18 protein-coding genes are annotated in these 20,105 nt (G+C 60.0%); 10 read left to right on the top strand and 8 right to left on the bottom strand.

Annotation, left to right across the window (positions count from 1 at the left end; all coding sequences use genetic code 11):
• The first annotated feature begins 93 nt into the window (after positions 1 to 93).
• The 9 genes from K8I84_RS10495 (at position 94) to slmA (ending at position 8,701) form a co-directional block, all read left to right on the top strand.
• On the top strand, positions 94 to 2,460 hold the full coding sequence (locus tag K8I84_RS10495; protein ID WP_411722671.1) for an LPS-assembly protein LptD: 2,367 nt from the start codon (positions 94 to 96) through the stop codon (positions 2,458 to 2,460).
• Between the two features lie 59 nt (positions 2,461 to 2,519).
• Complete coding sequence (locus K8I84_RS10490) at positions 2,520 to 3,863, top strand: peptidylprolyl isomerase (protein WP_223794710.1); 1,344 nt, start codon at positions 2,520 to 2,522, stop codon at positions 3,861 to 3,863.
• On the top strand, positions 3,860 to 4,870 hold the full coding sequence (pdxA, locus tag K8I84_RS10485) for a 4-hydroxythreonine-4-phosphate dehydrogenase PdxA (protein ID WP_223794709.1): 1,011 nt from the start codon (positions 3,860 to 3,862) through the stop codon (positions 4,868 to 4,870). The genes K8I84_RS10490 and pdxA overlap by 4 nt, the downstream gene beginning before the upstream one ends.
• Positions 4,867 to 5,700, top strand: coding sequence for a 16S rRNA (adenine(1518)-N(6)/adenine(1519)-N(6))-dimethyltransferase RsmA (gene rsmA / locus K8I84_RS10480; protein ID WP_223794708.1), 834 nt, complete (start codon positions 4,867 to 4,869; stop codon positions 5,698 to 5,700). The genes pdxA and rsmA overlap by 4 nt, the downstream gene beginning before the upstream one ends.
• Positions 5,693 to 6,493 (top strand): symmetrical bis(5'-nucleosyl)-tetraphosphatase, encoded by an 801-nt coding sequence (locus tag K8I84_RS10475; RefSeq protein ID WP_223794707.1) that lies wholly within the window; start codon positions 5,693 to 5,695, stop codon positions 6,491 to 6,493. The genes rsmA and K8I84_RS10475 overlap by 8 nt, the downstream gene beginning before the upstream one ends.
• 28 nt (positions 6,494 to 6,521) lie before the next feature.
• Entirely contained in the window at positions 6,522 to 6,896 is a 375-nt protein-coding gene (locus K8I84_RS10470; RefSeq protein ID WP_223794974.1) for a DUF423 domain-containing protein, read from the top strand.
• A gap of 44 nt (positions 6,897 to 6,940) precedes the next feature.
• A complete protein-coding gene (gene thiS, locus K8I84_RS10465) occupies positions 6,941 to 7,141 on the top strand; it encodes a sulfur carrier protein ThiS (RefSeq protein WP_223794973.1) in 201 nt (66 codons plus the stop codon).
• Between the two features lie 60 nt (positions 7,142 to 7,201).
• A complete protein-coding gene (locus tag K8I84_RS10460; RefSeq protein ID WP_223794706.1) occupies positions 7,202 to 8,011 on the top strand; it encodes a thiazole synthase in 810 nt (269 codons plus the stop codon).
• An 87-nt stretch (positions 8,012 to 8,098) separates the two neighbouring features.
• Positions 8,099 to 8,701, top strand: a complete 603-nt coding sequence (slmA, locus tag K8I84_RS10455; protein ID WP_223794705.1) for a nucleoid occlusion factor SlmA — start codon at positions 8,099 to 8,101, stop codon at positions 8,699 to 8,701.
• Here the strand turns inward: slmA and K8I84_RS10450 are convergent.
• Together K8I84_RS10450 and K8I84_RS10445 are read right to left on the bottom strand one after the other, a co-directional pair.
• Positions 8,692 to 9,516, bottom strand: coding sequence for an inositol monophosphatase family protein (locus K8I84_RS10450; RefSeq protein WP_223794704.1), 825 nt, complete (start codon positions 9,514 to 9,516; stop codon positions 8,692 to 8,694). The two genes, slmA and K8I84_RS10450, sit on opposite strands and share 10 nt — an antisense overlap.
• Before the next feature lie 51 nt (positions 9,517 to 9,567).
• Positions 9,568 to 10,863, bottom strand: coding sequence for a pyridoxal phosphate-dependent aminotransferase (locus K8I84_RS10445; protein ID WP_223794703.1), 1,296 nt, complete (start codon positions 10,861 to 10,863; stop codon positions 9,568 to 9,570).
• Between the two features lie 249 nt (positions 10,864 to 11,112).
• Between K8I84_RS10445 and K8I84_RS10440 the strand changes: the two genes are divergently transcribed.
• Positions 11,113 to 11,772 (top strand): response regulator transcription factor, encoded by a 660-nt coding sequence (locus K8I84_RS10440; RefSeq protein ID WP_223794702.1) that lies wholly within the window; start codon positions 11,113 to 11,115, stop codon positions 11,770 to 11,772.
• On the opposite strand, the gene K8I84_RS17010 is transcribed toward K8I84_RS10440, so the two are convergent.
• The 6 genes from K8I84_RS17010 to K8I84_RS10410 form a co-directional block, all read right to left on the bottom strand.
• On the bottom strand, positions 11,741 to 13,153 hold the full coding sequence (locus tag K8I84_RS17010; RefSeq protein ID WP_223794701.1) for a sensor histidine kinase: 1,413 nt from the start codon (positions 13,151 to 13,153) through the stop codon (positions 11,741 to 11,743). The genes K8I84_RS10440 and K8I84_RS17010 overlap by 32 nt on opposite strands.
• A 77-nt stretch (positions 13,154 to 13,230) precedes the next feature.
• Positions 13,231 to 14,337 (bottom strand): lipase secretion chaperone, encoded by a 1,107-nt coding sequence (locus tag K8I84_RS10430; RefSeq protein WP_223794700.1) that lies wholly within the window; start codon positions 14,335 to 14,337, stop codon positions 13,231 to 13,233.
• Between the two features lie 12 nt (positions 14,338 to 14,349).
• Positions 14,350 to 15,276 carry an esterase/lipase family protein gene (locus tag K8I84_RS10425; protein ID WP_223794699.1) on the bottom strand — a complete coding sequence of 309 codons (927 nt, stop codon included), beginning with the start codon at positions 15,274 to 15,276 and terminating at the stop codon, positions 14,350 to 14,352.
• 112 nt (positions 15,277 to 15,388) lie between these two features.
• Complete coding sequence (locus K8I84_RS10420; protein WP_223794698.1) at positions 15,389 to 15,703, bottom strand: DUF3301 domain-containing protein; 315 nt, start codon at positions 15,701 to 15,703, stop codon at positions 15,389 to 15,391.
• 148 nt (positions 15,704 to 15,851) lie between these two features.
• Positions 15,852 to 18,890, bottom strand: a complete 3,039-nt coding sequence (locus tag K8I84_RS10415) for an efflux RND transporter permease subunit (RefSeq protein ID WP_223794697.1) — start codon at positions 18,888 to 18,890, stop codon at positions 15,852 to 15,854.
• Complete coding sequence (locus K8I84_RS10410; RefSeq protein WP_223794696.1) at positions 18,890 to 19,993, bottom strand: efflux RND transporter periplasmic adaptor subunit; 1,104 nt, start codon at positions 19,991 to 19,993, stop codon at positions 18,890 to 18,892. The genes K8I84_RS10415 and K8I84_RS10410 overlap by 1 nt, the downstream gene beginning before the upstream one ends.
• Between the last annotated feature and the right edge of the window lie 112 nt (positions 19,994 to 20,105).

The raw sequence follows: 20,105 nt of genomic DNA, 5'->3' as shown, positions 1-20,105 counted from the left end.
TGGTGTTTCCGTTAACAAGCCTTCAGGGCCCGTGTAAACTAGGCGCCTGAATTTCTTACCCGGCCCACTTTTCTGCAACAGGGACCTGTTACTGTGCCAATCTCACAACGCCGTCTGCTGACCTCAGTGTCCCGGTTAGGGAGCCTTGCGCTGGCTGCGCTGGGCGGAGTGTCGGTTGCCCTGGCGCAGGAACAAACGTCATCGTCGGCGGCAGAAATTGACTGGCGGCAGAGGGCCGAATTGCCGGAATCCGTTCGTGCGGAACTGCCAGTGTTTTGCGAGGGCGGCTATCTGCCGTCGGGCGCGGTGACGGATACCCCGCAGGGGCGCGTGGACAACAGTGGCCAACCGCTGCAGGCCAGCGGTTTGAGTGCGCGTTATGAGATTGACCAGACGCTCTACCTGGAAGGCGATGTTCGGGTACGGCAGGGCAGCTTTGAGGTGCAGGGCTCCCAGGCGCGATACAGCCAGACCGAAGGTACGGTGTCGGTGGATGGCGGCCTGGTCAGCCGGGGTGAAGGCTTCCTGATGACCGGTGACTCGGCCCGGTACGATGTGGACTCCGGGCAATTCGATCTGAATACCGCCACCTTCCTTCTCCACGAACAGGAAATGCGGGGCAGCGCCGGTAGCCTTACCCGGCTCAGCAATAATCTGGTACTGATTCAGGATGGCATGCTGACCACCTGCGGCCCGGGCCAGAATGACTGGGCGATTGTGGCGTCGGACATCGAGCTGGATCGGGCCGAAGGCTTCGGTACGGCAAAGCATCTGCGCCTGGAGGTGCTGGATGTGCCGGTGTTCTACTGGCCCTGGGCCAGCTTTCCTATCGATGACCGTCGAAAGACCGGTTTCCTGTACCCCCAGTTTGGCTCGTCGAGCGCCGACAGCGGTGGATTCATCGCGCTGCCTTATTACCTGAACCTGGCCCCCCATTACGATGCCACCCTGACACCCCATTACATTCACGGCCGGGGCCTGTTTACCGAGGTGGAAGGCCGTTACCTGACTTCGCTGGGGCAAACCACCCTGCAGGTCGGTTACATCGGCAATGACTCCTATTTCAAACAGGAGAACCCGGGGGAAGGGGGGGAGCGCTGGGCTCTGGATGCCACCACACGGGCCCGGTTCAGCAGCGGCTGGGTTGGTTATGGTGACTACTCGGTGGTCAGCGACGAGGATTATCTGAGTGACCTGAACCGGAGTCTGGACATCAATCAGGCCACCCATCTTGAGCGCCGTGGCGGCTTCCGCTATCGGGACCGGGTTCAGTATTTTGATGCGTACCTCAGCGATTATCAGACCATCGCCGACCGCATTACCGATGTGGACAAACCCTATGCCCAGCTGCCGGATGTGCTGTACGGCACGGTCCGGGATATCGGCTGGCTGGAGGCCGGTTTGGAGAGTCAGTACACCTGGTTCGAACGGGAAAACGAGAACCTCGCCGGGCTGGACCGGGCGAACGGACAACGCATTCGCGCGGTGCCGGAGCTGGCGGTGCCCATGCGCGCGATCTGGGGCTTTGCCCGGCCCTCGGTCAGCGTGGACTACACCCGTTACGACCTGGAGGATTACACTCTGGGTGACAGCAGTTTCGACCGTACCGTGCCCATCGCCGAGTGGGACAGCGGTCTTTATTTCGACCGCCGGTCCAGCCTGTTTGGTACGCCGTACAACCAGAGCCTCGAGCCTCGTCTGTATTACGCCTGGGCCGATGCCGATGCGGATCAGAACGACATCCCGGACTTCGATACCGACCTGCAGACCTTCCGCTTCGATCAGCTGTTCCGGCCGGACCGCTTCACCGGCGGCGACCGGGTTGGTGACGCCAATCAGCTGACAGTCGCACTCACCAGCCGCTTCAACGACCTGATGACGGGGGCCGAGCGGGCCCGGTTCAGCATTGGACAGGTCCAGTATTTCCGGGACCGTGAGGTCACGTTATTCGGCCAGGGCGATGCGACTCGCAGCCGGTCACCCTTGGCCGGCGAGCTGGCCGTGTATCCGGTGGATAATCTCGAGATACGTTCCTCCGGCCTCTGGGATGCTGAAACCGGTGAAACCGAAGAAGGCCGCAGCCAGCTCGTCTATTATTCCGACGACTACCGGTACCTGGCCAGCGTGGGGCACACCTATCGCAAGAGCGAGATTGAACAGTCCGATCTGGCGGCGGTTGTTCCGGTCACAGATCGTGTTAGTCTGATCGGCCGCTGGGTGTATGACTCCAGGCTGGATCGCACCGTCGGATCGCTGGCTGGCCTGGAGTACAACAACTGTTGCTGGAGCTTCCAGGTGGTGCACCAGAATTACCTGACCGACGATCGCGAACTGGATACGCGTCTGTTGTTCCAGATTCAGCTCAAGGGGCTGGGCGGCACCGGAGGTGCTTCCAGCAACATCGCCGATGCCATATACGGGTTTGATGAGCGGGAACGTCGCCGGTTTGGAACTCCCTGATTCCCGTCATGACTAAACCGGGTATTCCGCCCGCAGTTCATTATTAACAAGAGGTGTCTATGAAGGCGACTGTTCGCCACGTTGTCCAAACATTGTTGCTGATCGCGCTGACCTCGCTGAGTGTGTATGCACAGGCAGAGCGCAAGCTGTTGGATCAAGTGGTTGCTATCGTGGATGACGACGTGGTCCTCCAGACCGAGCTGGAAAATCGAATTGGCACCATTGTCAGCCGCCTGCAGGCTCAGGGCACCGGTCTGCCGCCACGGGAAGTACTCGAGAGTCGGGTGCTGGACCAGCTGATTGTCGAGTCCATTCAGTTACAGATGGCCGACAGAATGGGCATGCGCATCAGCGACAACGAACTGAACGAAACCATGGCCAACATCATGCGCCGCAATGGCATGAGCATGGACCAGTTCGAACAGCAACTGGCCACCGAAGGTGTGACTTTTCGCCAGGCCCGGGACCAGATCCGCACCGAGATGCTGATCAGCCGAGTCCAGCAGCGCCGGGTGGGCAATCGGGTGCGGGTCACGGACCGGGAAGTCGACAATTACCTGGCCGCCCTGGAAAGTCGGGGTGAGAGTAGTGCCGAGTACCGTCTGGCCTATATCCTGATTGAAGCGGAAGATCCGGGCAGTGAGGAGTCCGTGGCCGAAGCCCGGACCAAGGCCGAGGCCCTGCGCGAGGAGATTATCGACGGACGGGATTTCCGTGAGGTTGCCGTGGCGGAATCCGATGCCAGCAATGCCCTTGAGGGTGGTGATATGGGCTGGCGGACAGAGAGCCAGTTGCCCTCCCTGATTGCGCCGGTGGTACCGGACCTATCGGTGGGTGTTCCTTCCCGAGTCCTTGAGAACAACAGCGGTTTTTACCTGGTGATGGTGTTGGACCGTCGCGGTGGTGATCAGGCGCAGCTGGTAGAACAACACAAGACGCGCCACATCCTGATTCGTCCATCCGAGGCGGTGACGGACGCTCAGGCTGAAGCCAAAATTCGCGACCTGTACCGTCGACTGGAGCAGGGTGCCGACTTTGCGGAGCTGGCCAGGGAATTCTCGGACGATCCGGTCTCAGGCTCCGATGGCGGAAATCTGGACTGGGTGAGCCGGGGGCAGATGGTTCCCGAGTTTGAGCAGGCCATGCTGGAAGCCAACATCGGTGAACTGAAGGGCCCATTCCGGTCCCAGTTCGGATGGCACATTCTTCAGGTTCAGGAACGCCGTCAGAAGGATGTGAGTGGCGAAATGCGCCAGTCCGAAGCGCGTCAGGCGATCTATCGTCGCAAGTTCGAGGCCGAACTGCAGAACTGGTTGAGAGAAATCCAGGACGAGGCCTTTATCGAGTTCAAGGGTGATTACGCTGATAACGATACTGCTGAGGAAGCCGGCGGCGAATCATGACTGATCCTGTGACCCTGGCGCTGACCGCCGGCGAGCCCGGTGGCATAGGCCCGGAGCTTTGCCTGCAGCTTGCGGCCCAGCCCCGTGAGGCAGGGCTTGTGGTGGTGGCCAGCAAAGAACTGCTGGCTGCCCGCGCTCGTTTGCTGGGTGTGACGGTCAATTGGCATGACTGGGCGCCAGGTGATGCGCCCTCCCAGGCTGCCGGCAGTCTGTCGGTGCTGGATATTGCCGGTTGCCACTCTGTCGATGCCGGCAAACTGGATCCCGCCAACAGCGCTTATGTACTGAAAACCCTGGAGACTGCAGCCCGCGGCTGCCTGAACGGTGAGTTCGACGGCATGGTGACGGCGCCGGTGCACAAAGGTGTGATCAACGAGGCAGGTATCGAGTTCAGTGGCCACACCGAGTTCCTGCAGGAACTGTGTGGTGTGGAGCGGGTGGTGATGATGCTGGCTACCGACGACCTCAGGGTGGCGCTGGTGACGACTCACCTGCCGCTCAAGGATGTGCCAGCGGCCATTACCCCGGAGCGGCTGATACAGGTGGCCCGAATCCTTGATGCCGATCTTAGAACCTTCTTCGGCATCGAACAGCCGCGCATCCTGGTGGCTGGTCTGAATCCCCATGCGGGTGAGGGCGGACACCTCGGTCGCGAAGAGCTGGATACCATCGAACCTACTCTGGAGCGTCTGCGTGCCGAGGGTCTGAAGCTGATCGGGCCGTTGCCGGCGGATACCTTGTTCACGCCCCATTGGCTGGACCAGGCCGATGCGGCGTTGGCGATGTACCACGACCAGGGCCTGCCCGTGCTGAAGTACCAGGGTTTTGGCCGCGCGGTGAATGTCACCCTCGGCCTGCCCATTGTCAGGACGTCGGTGGACCATGGTACCGCGCTGGATCTGGCCGGGACTGGCAAGGCCGATGCCGGCAGCCTGCACACCGCCATCCGTGTTGGCGCCCACATGGCCCGGAGCCGAAAAAACGTGAACCGAGGATTGGATTCGTGAGTAACAAAGGCGGCCACCAGGCCAGAAAACGGTTTGGCCAGAACTTCCTCCATGACCCCGGGGTGATCGAACGCATCGTCCGGTCGATCAACCCCAAACCCGACGACACCATGGTGGAGATCGGGCCCGGGCTGGGCGCCCTGACCGAAGAGATTCTGGCGGTCAATCCGTCCCTGCAGGTGGTGGAGCTGGATCGCGACCTGATCCCGGTACTGCGCACCAAGTTTTTCAATTACCCGGAGTTCCGAATCCACGAAGCCGACGCGCTGAAGTTCGATTTCAGCCAGCTGGTTCGGGATGGCAAGCCGCTTCGGATCGTCGGCAACCTGCCGTACAACATCTCCACGCCCTTGATTTTCCATTTGCTTGAGCAGGCCGGCGTGGTGAAAGACATGCATTTCATGCTGCAAAAGGAAGTGGTACAGCGGCTGGCGGCGATACCCGGCGATAACAACTATGGCCGGCTGGGTATCATGGCCCAGTATTTCTGCAAGGTTCAGCCACTGTTCGAAGTGGGGCCAGGGGCCTTCCGACCGGCGCCGAAAGTGGATTCCGCCATTGTCCGGCTGGTGCCCCATGAAACCTTGCCTCATCCGGCCAAAGACCTCACGGTGCTACAGGCCGTGGTCCGCACCGCCTTTAACGCCCGCCGCAAGACCCTGCGCAAGGCCCTGGGTGGCCTGGTGACCGCCGAGCAGCTCCAGGGCATGGGCATCAATGACGGGCTGCGCCCGGAGAACCTCACACTGGCGGATTATGTGCGTATTGCCGACTTTCTGGCTGAACACAAAGGCGATAGTGAAGACGTATCGGATGTAAGTAATGACTGACTACGCCATTGGCGACATTCAGGGCTGCTATGACCGGCTTCGGGAAGTGTTGGGCAAGGTGTCTTTCTCGCCGTCCCGGGACCGGCTCTGGGTGGCCGGGGACCTGATTAACCGCGGGCCGTCGTCCCTGGAAACCCTGCGATTTATCGAGCAGATGGGTGAGTCCGCCCAGGTGGTGCTGGGTAATCACGATCTGCATCTGCTGGCGGTTGCCATCGGCGGCCATCAGCCCCGCAAGAAAGATACCTTTGCTGACATTCTTGACGCCCCCGACCATGACAGGCTGGTGGATTGGCTCCGGCAACAACGGCTGTGTATCCACGACAAGAAACGAAACCTGGTAATGGCCCATGCCGGTATTCCCCATATCTGGAGCGTCAAACAGGCGGTGTCGTTGGCGCAAGAGGTGGAGTCGGTGATTCGGAGCAGGCAAGCCGAAGAGTATTTCACACACATGTACGGTAACGAGCCGGACCGGTGGAGCAAGAAGCTTGAGGGTGCCGAGCGCTGGCGGGTTGTCACCAACTATTTCACCCGAATGCGTTTTATCGACGAGCACGGCGCGCTGGAACTGAGTTCCAAGGAGGGTGTCGACACCGCCCCCGAAGGCTATGCCCCCTGGTTCGAGTTCCCCCGGGAGGACGACGTCCGGATCGTGTTTGGTCACTGGGCGGCGCTGGAAGGAGAGACCGGGCAGGATCGCTTCATCGGCCTGGACACGGGCTGTGTCTGGGGCGGGGCCCTGACCATCATGAATCTGGATACCGGCGAGAAGCTGCACTGTGACTGCTGAACCTGTGGCCGCCGACAACCCTCGTCTGATGCGTTTGCCTTTGGTGTTGGGCGCATTTCTGGCGCTGTTGTCGGTCATTGCCGGCGCCATGGGTGCCCATGCCCTGCGGGGGGTACTCGAAGGACGTGGGCTTGAGGTATTCGACACCGCGGTCACTTACCAGTTCTACCATGCCATTGCGCTGGTGCTGGTCGCGCTGCTGTCGGCCAACGGATTGAACCGGCGTTTGCTGATGATGGCCGCAGGTTTGTTTCTGGCGGGCATCCTGATGTTTAGCGGCAGTTTGTATTTGCTGGTGCTGACCGACATGCGCTGGGTTGGCCCGGTCACTCCCCTGGGCGGGATTTGCTTGATGGCCGGCTGGGCACTGATTATTGTGGCGGCGTTACGCCGGGCACCGTGATGGTTCAGCCGCTGGCTGGATACGATGGCAACGAGGTAAACCGGATGCTGGTACACGTGAATGGCGAATCGATGGAGCTACCTTCCCGCGCGACCGTCTCGACGCTGATAGAACAGATGGCACTCGCCGGAAAACGTCTGGCTGTGGAGGTTAACGAGGACATCGTGCCGCGCAGCCAACATGGTGATTTTACCCTCAGCGAGGGCGACCGGGTGGAGGTGGTCCAGGCTATTGGTGGCGGCTGATTCCTGAGCTCTTTCCCACATGCAGTGACTCTCAATACATTCGAAGACGCAAGGAAGGTTATGAGCGAATCCCAATCGAATACGTTGCCTGAAGACAATCCGTTGCGCATTGCCGGCCAGACGTTCGCTTCCCGGCTCCTGGTGGGTACCGGAAAGTACCGGGACCTGGCCGAAACCGGACAGGCCATCGAAGCCAGTGGAGCAAACATTGTTACCGTGGCCGTGCGACGGGCCAACCTTGGCCAGAACCCGGACGAACCCAACCTGCTGGATGTGATCTCGCCGGCCCGATACACCATCCTGCCCAATACCGCCGGCTGCTACACCGCAAAAGACGCCGTTCGTACCTGCAAACTGGCCCGTGAACTGCTGGATGGCCATGATCTGGTCAAACTGGAAGTGCTGGGGGAAGAGAAAACCCTGTATCCGGACATGACGGAAACCCTGCTGGCGGCCGAAGCGCTGGTGAACGATGGCTTCAAGGTCATGGTCTATTGCTCCGATGATCCGTTGCTGGCCAAGCGGCTGGAAGAAATGGGGTGCGTCGCCATCATGCCGCTGGGCGCCCCCATTGGCTCGGGGCTGGGTATCCAGAACCGTTACAATATTCGCCTGATCGTCGAGAATGCCCGGGTGCCGGTGCTGGTGGATGCGGGCGTGGGAACGGCCTCGGATGCGACCATTGCCATGGAACTGGGGTGTGATGGGGTATTGATGAATACCGCTATTGCCCAGGCCAAAGATCCCGTCCGGATGGCCCGTGCCATGCGCTATGCCATTGATGCAGGACGGGAAGCTTACCTTGCCGGGCGCATGCCCAAGAAACTCTATGCCAGTGCATCGTCGCCCATTGATGGCACCTTTTTCTGATCTGGTGCACAATTCCCCTCATAAGAATTTCTGGGCCGGCTGCTGAGTCGGCTCGGCCAACGAACAACAGAGCACTGCAGTCCTGTCATGACCGACCAAAAAACCAGTCGCCGCGAGGCGATTCTCCACGCCCTGGTGGAGTTGCTAGAAAACGACCCGGGCGCCCGCATTACCACCGCTGGCCTGGCCAAATCCGTTGGCGTTACCGAGGCCGCGCTGTACCGGCACTTTCCCAGCAAGCGAAAGATGTTCGAGGCGTTGATCGAATTCGCGGAAGAGGCAGTGTTTACCCGTTGCCAGACGATTCTGCAGGAGCAGGACGATGTTGCCGTGCGTCTGCAGCAGCTGGTGCATCTGGTCCTGCTGTTTGCCGAGCGGAATCCGGGCCTGTGCTGTGTGCTGACCGGTGATGCCCTGATGGGCGAGAACGAGGCCCTGCGCAAACGGGCATCCCAGTTCTTCGAGCGCCTCGAAACCCAGGTCCGGCAGGTTCTGAAGGAAGGCGAGATTCGCCAGGGCGTTCGGCCCCGGACCAGTCCGGCACGGGGTGCCGAGTTCGTGCTGGTGTTTGTCGAAGGTAAAATCCAGCGCTTTATCCGCTCATCCTTCAGCCGCCTGCCATCGGCTGATCTGGACGAGAGCTGGGGCCTGATGGTCGACAGCGTCTGGGAACAACCGGCCTACGCGTAACCGGACGCGGATCTTAGCAATTCGCGCGCGCCCTGCCAGATGTCCGGGGCGGAGATCAGGATATCCCGTCCCCACAGGTCTGCCGGGTAGCCGTCCGGGACGTCGCTGAAATGCCCTGCGGTTGCTCCCGCCTCCAGCGCGATCAGGCGGGCAGCGGCAAAGTCCCAGGGGCTGACGTTTTCGTAGTAGATATCCAGTCGGCCACACGCCACCCAGCAGATATCCAGTGCCGCGGAGCCAATCCGGCGCAGATCCCGACACTGGTGAATCATCGCATCCAGCCGTTTGATCAATGGCTCAAGGTTGTCCTTGGTGTAGGGGAAGCCAGTGGCAAACAGAGATTGGCGCAGTTCGGTCGCGCCACTGTGCTGAATAACTTTGCCGTTCAGTGTCGCGCCATCGCCGCGTGTACCCCGGAAGGTCTCGCCAGCGAAGGGCGCATGCACCACACCCGCCTGAACCCGCCCCATTTCCGCATAGGCTATCGACACCGCCACCTGGGGGTGTCCGTAGGCGTAGTTAACGGTGCCGTCGATGGGGTCGACGATCCACAGCGGCGTGTCCAGATGCTCGGCCTGGCTCAGGTCCGGCATGGTTTCCTCGGACAGAATCCGGTGCCCGGGAAAACGTTTCCGGATGGCGTCGGTGATGAGCTGATCCGCCAGCACATCCGCGTGGGTCACCAGTTCCGTTTGTGCCTTGTAATCCGTGCGCAGGGTATTCTGTTCCCGTTCACGAACAATCAGCTCACCCGCTTCCCGGGCGATGGTTTCGGCGAAATCGGTGATCTCGGTGACGGATGTCGGGTTGGTCACGGTGCCCCCAGAATGCAGTCAAATTGAGGGCACCAGTCTAGCACGGGCGGGTCAGAGGCTGCCCAGCCAGCGCTCCATTTTATCCATGGCCATGACGATGCGCGGGCAGGCTTTCTGGACGAATTCATCGTTCAGGTCGCAATCGCCAAACTCGGACGCTGCCATGGTCAGTGCCTGTGCGCCGTCAAAGTCGACGAACGCCAGCCGGGCCCCCAGATGATCGGGCACGAAGCCGAAATCACTGGCGGGCAGAGTCGCCACGCCGGTGCTTTCAAGCAGCGCCTGACAAAAGGCCTGGCTGGTCTTGATGTCCCGTTTGGCGAGGATCTCCCGGAAGCTGGAAAAGTTCGGGAACAGGTAGAAGGCACCCTCGGGTTTCTGAACCTCGGCGCCCATGTCACAGAGTCTTCGATGCACATACTCCCCGATCACCTTGAGCACCCGTCGCGACTGAACCAGGTATTCCTCGATGTCATCGCCGCCCTCGAACGCCGGAATGGCGGCGTACTGGATGGGGGCGCTGGTGGAGGTGAACGTCTCGCTGGCAATAATGGCCATGGCGTCCAGCAGCGGCCGCAGCTCGGGCGGGAAGATGAAGGTGCCCAGGCGCCAGCCACCGGCCCCTGCCCACTTGCTCAGGCCGGTGCTGATGATGGTGCCCTCGGGGTAATAGCGGGCGATGGATTTGTGTTTGCCCTCGAAATGCACCTCACCGTAGATTTCGTCCGAGAGCAGAATCAGCCGGTACTTGCGGGCAACGTTGGCAATCGCCAGTAGCTGTTCTTCCGTGTAGGTGCAGCCCGTGGGGTTGGACGGGTAATTGAGAATCAGGATGCGGGGGCGTGTGGGGTCATCCCGGCAGATGATATCCAGTTCTTCAGCGGTCAGTTGCCAGTTGTTCTCGGCGTGGGTTGGCAGCCAGTGCACGGAGCGGCCAATGATCCGCGCTTGCGGGGCATAGGAGACCCAGCTTGGCCGGGGAATGAGCAGGTCACCGTAGTAGGCCAGCTGCAGGATGAACAGCAGCTCCTTGGAGCCCGGGCCAATGAGTACGTCCTCCCAGCTACTGCTGAGTTTGGCTTTCCGGTTGATGTACCCGGAAATTGCTTGGCGTAGGCCCTTCAGTCCTTTAACTGGCAGGTAGTCCTTTTCCTGGGCGTGGTCCTGCAGTGCCCTGACTACCCGTTCGGGTACCGGGAAGGGCGACTGCCCCAGGCCCAGCTTGATGATGTCCTTGCCCTCCGCCTTCAGGTGGTTGCTCAGTTCATTGATGCGAAGGGTGGAAGACGGCTGAATGCCCCGGACATTCAGGTTAATGGCATAGCGATGTTCGGTGTGGATATCCATATTCCCAGCCTGTGGTGAAAAAGTGACCGAATCAGTATATGAAACCAAGCGCCGCTTGTTAGCAAGGCCGGGGTACGTGGTTGCCGTATTTCGAGTGAGACTTTGGTCGGTATCCGAGGGCTGACACTCGTCATGACGGGTTGCTTGATTAATTGTCAAAAAGTGTTAAATGGCTCCGGGTGATAAACACGGTGCTGGCCTATAGTGGGTGGTCCGCAGTATCTAACAATCACAATATGCGGAGGTATCATGAGACACTCCATGGCCGAAACCCAACCCAAAGGGAACCCGGGGATTGGGCCGGGCCTGCCATTGGGCCGGGTTCTGATTGTTGATGATCACTCGTTGTTTTCCCAGGGGCTGGGTGGCCTGATGAAACAGGCCGGCCTGACGGGTGCGGTATATACAGCCAGCTCCGTCGACGAGGCGGTAAACGTTTTATCAAGCCAGGCTGTCGACTTGGTGTTGCTGGACGTTTCCCTACAGGGGGAAACCGGCCTTATGTTGTTGCCACGGGTTGTGGCTCGTGGGCTGGATGTACCGGTGGTGGTCATTTCGAGTTCCGAGGATGAAACCACGGTCCGGGCTGCCAGGGCGGCCGGAGCGCGGGGGTTTGTGCCCAAGTCGGCGGGCCGAACGGCACTGGTCGCCATGTGCCGGAGTATCAGTCAGGGAGCCGATTATTTCCCGGGCCGTGCTCGGACGACGGATCAGGTCCATGGTCTTACGCCTCGTCAGACGCAAGTGTTGTTTTTGCTGGCGCAGGGGTTTCCGAACAAGCGAATTTGCCAGAGCCTGAATCTGACCGAGCACACGGTTAAAACCCACCTGAAGGCCATCTTTACCCTCATGGGCGTTCACAACCGAACCGAGTGTGTTAATCAGGCACGGCAGATGGGTTGGATCTGAGGGGCACGTCACCCGCCGCATCGGCGGTCGCCGCCGTTTCGTCAGGGGGTGGTGCGACCGCCAGTTCCACCCAGAAGCTGCTGCCCTGGGTAGGGTATGAACGAACGCCGCAGCGCCCTCCCATCATCTGTGTCAGCTGTTGCACAATGGCCAGTCCGAGACCCAGGCCGGCGGGGTGGTCCGGCCCATGTTCGCCACGGATGTAGGGTTTGAATACGTCCGGTTTGATTCGGTCATCCAGCCCGCCGCCATCATCGCTGATCTCTATCCGCACCGTATCACCGCGCTGATTGGCAGAGACACGTATATTACGGCCCCCGCTGTGATCAATGGCATTGAATACCAGATTCTGCAGGACCCGCAGCAGCAGATCCGGATCGGCATGGACCCTCAGGTTGGCCGGGATGGTGTCCTGCTTCAGGGTTATTCGGTGGATCGCTGCCTGATCCACGGTCAGGTCAATCAGTTGTCCGATCAGCGGGGTGAGTGTGAAACCTTCGTTCTGGGGACAAACCATGCCTTCATGCAGCCTGGAAACGTCGAGCACGTTGCTCAGCAGCTGGCGGAAATGCCCCACAGTGCGCTGAAGCCGCTGGATCAGGGACAGGTGAGTGGCCGACAGTCGGGCTTGCGAGAGATTGTCCAGCATCAATGCGATGACATTCAGCGGCTGCCGTAGGTCGTGGCTGGCCACGGAAATCAATCGTCCCTTTTGCTCGCTCTCTTCTTTTGCACTCTGGTGCAGTAACTCGATCAGCTTCTGGTCGAGGAAGTGGGCGCGGTGCCGATATTCGCTCAGCCAGGAACCCACCATGCCAATGGTGTTGGCGGTCAGGATGAAAAACAGGTTGACCAGCAGGGGCGTGACGGGATGCCCGGTGGCTAACTCCGCGGCAACATAGGTGGCGATGATGAGGGCCGAGGCAATGGACACCGCGAAAAACGGCAGGCCCATGGCGAAGTAGCCGAACATCAGTATCAGCAGCATACCCTCGTAGGGCAGAGGAAAGTCCCGGACCCGGGCCGCGGCAATAATGGCCACAACGCTCAGCCCGCCGATGAGATAGGCCAGGGTGTAAAGATGTTCGAACAGGATGTTGGCCGGCTTGTGGCAGAAGGACAGCCACCAGACCACCGTAATCGTTGGCAGTGTCAGCCACAGCCGGATAGCGATGGTGACGCTTGCCAGTTCGGCAGGAAGGAGCAACAGATCGGCGAGGATGAAGGACGAGAACAGCATCAGGCCAGCGGCAGACACCAGCCTGGCCCGGTCACGAACCACGGAAGCGCGGAACTCCTGATACCGGGGTTCCAGTTCCTGACTGAAGCGCAGGCGGCGGAAGCCCGCTGCCTGCTGAGATCGAATAACCTGCGTGTCCACGTGTGCCCGCCCTGTCCCTGGCCTTGTCAGTGTACGTTGGCTGTCGAACATTGGGCGGGAGTGGGTCCACATTCTGATCAATTACTGCTCAAAAGCTGGAGCCTGGCCCAGGTCTGAAGCTTCTGGTCCGGGAAGTAACGCTGAATCAGTTCCTCGGTCTGGCTGGACTCATCGTCCGGGGCGAGGCCAGAGGTCTCCAGTTGAGACAGTGCGATCTTGAACTGGTCAAAGCGCTTTTCAAACGCATCCCGTTGGTTCAGGTAAGAGGTCACTTCGGCGGCAGCGACCGGAGACATGCCGCGCTCCAGCAGTTGCTGACCTGCGGATTCCGCTGACACCGAGCTTTCGATGATGTCCATGCGCTGCAGATTTTCCTGCTGGCTTGCCAGCATTTCCTGTTCGGTGACTCGCAGGGGTTCCGGTAACTGGTTCCGGTGCCAGGTGGCGAGCGCCGCCTTGGCTTCGGTACCGAGGTCCTCGCGGCTGGCGAGGTCGATCGTTGCCAGGGTGTATTCGCCATACGCTTCCTCCAGGCCAAAGAAGGCCTGATGAACATCCGGACTGAAAATGGATTGCCTGAGTTGCCTGAGTTCGGCAAACGCCTGCTGCAGCATCTCCCGTTGGTAGGCAGGATCACTCTGTCGTGACGGGTCGAGCGGCCTTTGCTGCATCAGTACCGCCTGTTCTTTGAAATGCAGGTACTGATCCAGTATTGCCATCGCCTGCCTGGCGGCTGATTCCGGCAAGTTGTTGTAGGCAAGTGCACGGACCTGTTCCAGGGCAACCTCCGGCGGCACCTCGCCGACGGTACTCATGAAGTAGTCGAAAAAATCCCGGGTTTCGAGATCGACGATCAGTTCGCCGTTGTGGTCAGCCTTCAGGGCGCCATCGATTTCGGTACCCTCAAGGGAGGTGGCGAAGGGCCTGGGCCCGAGGGATGCCGGGGTGCGTGCTGCCACCACGTCGGCAAACTGGTCAGGATTCCCCAGCCAGGCTTCCAGCGTTTCCGGCGCTGACTTGGCCGGGGGGGGCGCCGGTTGGGGAACCTCACGGGTAACGCCCGGTTCGAACGGAACTTCGGTACGGGTCTCCGACAGGTGGAACCACATGGCACTGCCAGCCACCAGGGCTGACAGTGCGATGCCGGAGAGCCATCGACGGTTTAACAACGGACGATGTCTCATGCCTACCTCGAATTACAGGCCGCGGTTTTTCAGACGATTAGCCTGGTTGCGGTACAGGGAGACCGGGTTTACCCAGATCGAACGATTGCCCAGGATATGGTTGATGGCATCCACGTGGTTCATGTCGTAATGGGTGCCGATGACACGGCCCATCATGGTTGCGCAGACGCCAACCAGACCATCGCTGGGCTCACTGCCGAAAGCCTTGGAGGTGATGCCAAGGAACGGGTCGGAAACGTCCAGAATGTTGGTCCAGATGCCTCGGCCGGTCCAGGAGAAGAACTTGATCTTGTTGCCGTTGATCCAGACGTCTTCGGACGTGCCGGAGCAAGAGGATTTGTTCACGCCTTTCCAGCCAAGAGCGTCGTTCAGCGCGGTGGTACCCCGTGTGGTCAGGGTTTCCAGCGCAGCAACACCATCCTGCGGGTTATTGGCGTCGGACAGCTCGTTCACAATGTCGCCCAGGGCGCGGGCAATGGCATCCGCGCCACCTTCCACATAACTGCCAGGTGGAATGATGCCGCGAATCACGTCGGCTACCTTGGAACCCTTGTTCACCCCGTTGATGGAGGTGATGGAGGCGATCTTGTGAGGAATCAGCGAGGCGGTGACCCGGGAGGTGGGCGCGCCCTGGCTGTGTGCCATCAGGTTGACCTTGGAGTAGCCAAGACTGTTGACGAAACTGGCCAGTTGCTGGCCGCGCTTCTCACTGCTGTTGACGAACGAGACGCTGGCGTTATGCACGGTGGCACCGCTGCGTCTCAGGTTCCAGGGAATGGTGTGGAAATAGTTGATCAGGCCGCCGATGGTGTCGAATCCGGTAACGCCGTGGACAAGCACGATGGGGTAGCGGGTGTTGGTATAGCTTGCGTGTGAAAAGAATGAGGCTGACAGCAATACGAGCCCCAGCGTAATCGCTGCGGTCATACGGGAACGCATAATTGACTCCTGTTGTTTTTGTAACGGCTGCCCATGCAGCCATCGGTCTTTAATGCGGGATCAAGTATTCGCCGATGGGGGAGAGGCGGGTATCGCCCATTTGGGGGAGGGCTCAGGAAAAGCGGTGGGGGTCCAGTTCCATGTGCAGGATGCGCTGGCCGAGCATGATGACCCGACCAGTGTAGCGCTCTTCGCCGGTGGAGGTAAAGTCGAACAGGAAACGGCGCCAGACCCGGATACGACCGTTGTCGTCCCGCTTGAACCACAAGCCACGCAGGTAGACGGCATCGTCCAGCAGCATCACATCCATACTCTTGCAGTATCGATGTGCGGCTTGCAGGACAAAATCCTTGATGGCCTTGGCCCGCCACCAGTACCAGACGGCAAAGCCGGCCAGGAAAAGCCAGAATAGGGAACCCAGAGTCACGACGTTGGCTTGCTCTCAGTAATGCATGGGAGGATGCGATAACAGCCTAACTTATTGGCCAGAGGGTAGAAAGGTGCTTGTCCTTTTCTGAATGCTGAAAAAAAGCCCGGTGCACTTTGCAGTGACCGGGCTTTTAGTTCGACCTTGATCAGTGAGCCGTTTTGCTGTGGTCCCGGGCCAGCAGTATGTAGAACGCTGGCAGCACGAAGATGGTGAACAGGGTACCTATGCCAAGGCCCGCGCTGATGGTAAGGCCGATGGCAAACCGGCTCTCCGCTCCGGGGCCGATGGCGATCAGCAGCGGGATCATGGCGAAGATCAGCGCCAGTGAGGTCATGATGATCGGACGCAGCCGGATGGCTGCCGCTTCCACCACGGCCTTGGTTTTGCTGAGGCCCTGCTCAATCTGCAGCTTGTTGGCGAACTCAACGATCAGGATGCCGTTCTTGGAAACCACCCCGATCAGGGTGATCAAACCTACCTGGCTGTAAATGTTCATGCTGGTAAAGCCGAGCACGATAAAGGCCATGGCGCCCGCCACCGACATGGGGACCGACACCAGGATGATGAACGGATCACGCCAGCTTTCGAACTGGGCGGCCAGCACCAGGTAGATGACCAGCAGTGACAGGAAGAAGGTCACCACCAGGGCGCTGCCCTGATTCGCCAACTGGCGGCTCTGGCCGGTGTAATCGTAAGTGAAGCCCTGGGGCAGAACTTCCGCTGCGGTGCTTTCCATGAACGCCATGGCGTCACCGGCTGCCACGCCCGGCATAACCACGCCTTCGAGGGTGACCGAGTTCTGCTGGTTCAGCTGGGTTCGGCTCGAGGGTTCGATGTCCCGGTTGAAGCTGACCACGCTGCCGAGCGGAACCAGTTCGCCCGAATCGGCTCGTACGTAGTAGTCGTTCAGGGCCTGTTCGTCCAGACGGAAGCTTTGCTCCACCTGAGGAATCACCTGATAAGAGCGACCTTCCATGCTGAAGCGGTTGATGTAGCCGCCGCCAAGCATGCTGGAAAGTACCTGACCGACATCCTGCATGGACAGGCCAAGGTCCGCGACCCGGTCCCGGTCCACATGAATACGGGTGACGGGACGGTCGAAGTTGATCGACTTGCGCAGGAACATGAAGTTGCCACTGCCCATCGCCTCGCCGAGTATTTCACTGGCCACCTGATCGAGCTGGGCATAATCGTTGCCGGTGGTGATCACGAACTGGAACGGCAGGCCGCCGCCCGCACCCGGCAGGGAGGGGCGCGGGAACACGGCCGTCTGCAGCCCCGTTACTTTCTTAAGTTCGGCATCCAGCATGGGCTGAACCTCGAACTGCGAGACCTCTCGTTGACTCCAGGGCTCGAGCTTGTAACCACCGAACACGGCATTCGGTCCGGTAAAGCCGATGATCATGAAGTCCTCGCTGTACCCCGGAAGCTGGGACATGCGGTCCTGCATCTCATCACCGTGTTCCTGCAGGTAATCCAGGGTTGCTGTCTGAGGACCGAGGCCCTGATAGAACAAAATGCTCTGGTCTTCGGTGGGGGCCAGTTCACTCTTGCTCATCATGGCCATGAAGTAGATGGATGCCAGGACGACCAGGGCGAAAAATACCACCACCGACTTGGTTTCCATCATGGAACCAAGCGCTTTCTTGTAGCCGTTGGCGAGGCCGTTGAAGGAGCGTTCGACTACCTGCTCGAACATGCCGGATTCGCCGTGAGGCTTGAGCACCTTGCCGGACAGCATGGGCGACAGAGTCAGCGCTACGATACCGGAAATGACCACAGCACCGGCGAGGGTAAAGGCAAACTCGGTGAACAGAGAACCGACGAGGCCGCCCATGAAACCAATCGGGGCATAGACCGCCACCAGGGTGGTGGTCATTGCAATAATGGGCACTGCCATTTCCCGCGCGCCCTGAATCGCTGCATCGAAGCGGGAGGCTCCCTGCTCGATGTGCCGGTGCACGTTTTCCACCATGATGATGGCGTCGTCCACCACCAGACCGATGGCCAGCACCATGGATAGCAGAGTCAGCAGGTTGAGGGAGAAACCAAGCAGCAACATGACGAAGGCGCCCCCGATCAGCGACAGGGGAACCGCCACAGAGGGAACGATGGCCGCCCGGATTGAACCCAGGCACAGGAACACCACCACCAACACAATAACCATGGCTTCCAGCAGCGTCTTGATTACCTCGTTGATGGAGTCGTCAATAAACTCGGAGGCATCGTAAGACAGGCGTACTTTCAGGCCTGAAGGCAGCTGGCTCTCAATGTCCGGCAGGGTATCTTTCACCAGTCCGGCGACGGTCAGTGGGTTCGCGCCGGGGGCCAGTTCGATAGCCACGTACGTAGCGGGCTGGCCCTTATAAAGCGCGAGCTGATCATAGGATTCCGAGCCCAGTTCCACCCGGGCAATGTCCTGCAGGCGGATCTGGGTGCCGCCGGATTGCTTCACCACCAGCTGGCGGAACTGATCCGGATCCGCGACATCGGTGTCGCTGGTCAAGGCGATTTCCGTGTACTTGCCTTTGGTGTTGCCGACGCCTGCCTGGTAGTTGTTGGCCCGCAGTTTGGCGGCCACTTCTGGTGGGGTCATGTCCACCGCGGCCAACCGCTCCGGATCCAGCCAGACTCGCAGCGCGTACTTGCGGCCGATCAGGTCGGCCTTGCCCACGCCGGACAGTGCCTGCAAGCGGGGCTGAACCACCCGGGTGAGGTAATCGGTGATCTGCGGTACGGCCAGCTCTTCGCTGTAAAAGGCGATGTACATCAGGGCCGTGGAATCGCCAGTGGTGGAGGTGATCACCGGATCCTGGGCTTCGGCAGGCAGCACGTTACGCTGACTGGCCACCTTGGCCTGGATTTCCGCCAGCGCATCGTTGGCATCGTAGTTCAGCACCATATTTGCTTCGATGGTGGAAACGCCCTGGGAGCTGGTCGAGGTCAGGTAATCAATGCCACTGGCCTCGGCAATGGCCTGCTGCAGCGGTGTGGTGATGAATCCCTTGACCAGATCCGAGCTGGCGCCAGGATAGGCGGTGGTCACCGTCACTGTAGTGCTTTCCAGCTCCGGGTACTGGCGGATTTCCATTTCCAGTGCGGCCCGGGCACCGAGCAGCAGGATCAACAGGCTGACCACCGTCGACAATACTGGACGGTGGATAAATATGTCGGTGAATTTCATCAGTCAGTGGCCTCCGCGGCGGCATCCGCCTCCTGCTGAATTTCCACCGACTGGCCGGCGCGCAGGCGGAGCAGACCCTTGGACACCACAGTCTCGCCTTCTTCCAGGCCGGACAGAACCGCGACACGGCCTTCTCGGGTCTCACCGGTGTCCACGGTCCGACGGTTCACCACCAGAATGCCCTCGTCGTTTTCCTCCACCACAAAGACAAAGTCACCGTAGGTGTTGTAGGACACCGCAGTACGAGGCACGGTAATCACTTCGTCGTCTTTCGGCTGGCGGGTCATCACGGTGGCGAACATGCCCGGGCGCAGCTGGTTGCCGTCGTTGCTCACGGTGGCGCGGATACGCACTGTACGGGTTTCCGGGTTCACCGAGGTGTTAATGGCGCTGACTTCACCGGCAAACTGCTGGTCCGGTACCGCTGCTACGGTGGCAACCACCGGGTAGCCGGTGGCCACTTCCGGCAGGTTCTTTTCAGACAGTGTGTAATCCACGTAGATCGGGTCCAGCATGTTGACCTCGACAATCGGCGTGCCGGTGGCGATGTATTCGCCCTGGTCCACCATGCGAATGCCGAGGGTGCCGTCGAACGGAGCGCGAATCACCTTCTTGCTCAGCGTGGCCTCGGCTTCGTTAACCCTGGCCCGGGCTGCGTCAAAGTTGGCCTTGGCTTCGTCATACTGGGACTGGGATACCGCCCGCTTGGGTAGCAGGTCCGACACGCGCTTGAATTCCTGAGCGGCCAGCTCCGCCTCTGCACGACGGGTTCTCAGCGCCGCTTCATCGATGTCGGTGTTCAGTCGGATCAGGACGTCGCCCTGTTTGACGGAGTCGCCGGATTCAAAATTGATGGACTGAATAACACCCGGCACCTCGTTGGCCACCTGAACACCATTCACCGCCTCGATGCTGCCAACGGCTTTGATGGCCGGAGTCCAGAATTCCTTTGTCGCGTCAACCGCGGAAATCTGAACCGGCGGCTGCGGCTTGCTCATCATCTCCTTGAACTGGCTGAACTGGTAGAACTTGTAGCCAAAGATGCCACCGAGAACGGCACCGAGAAAAATGAGTACGATCACGAAGCGGGAAGCTGTGCGCATAATGACGGGTCCTGAAAAACGGAGTTCAGTCTGGTTAAGAGTTCAGGCCAATCAACAGACCGGCGCTGTCACGGCCTGGTAACCGCAACCACCTCAAGGTCTTTGCTGATTG

The sequence above is a fragment of the Marinobacter sp. F4216 genome (assembly GCF_019931195.1).
Lineage (GTDB): Bacteria > Pseudomonadota > Gammaproteobacteria > Pseudomonadales > Oleiphilaceae > Marinobacter > Marinobacter suaedae.
The sequence above is the reverse complement of the archived record's forward strand: the minus strand, read 5'-3'. Positions and strand labels throughout refer to the sequence as shown.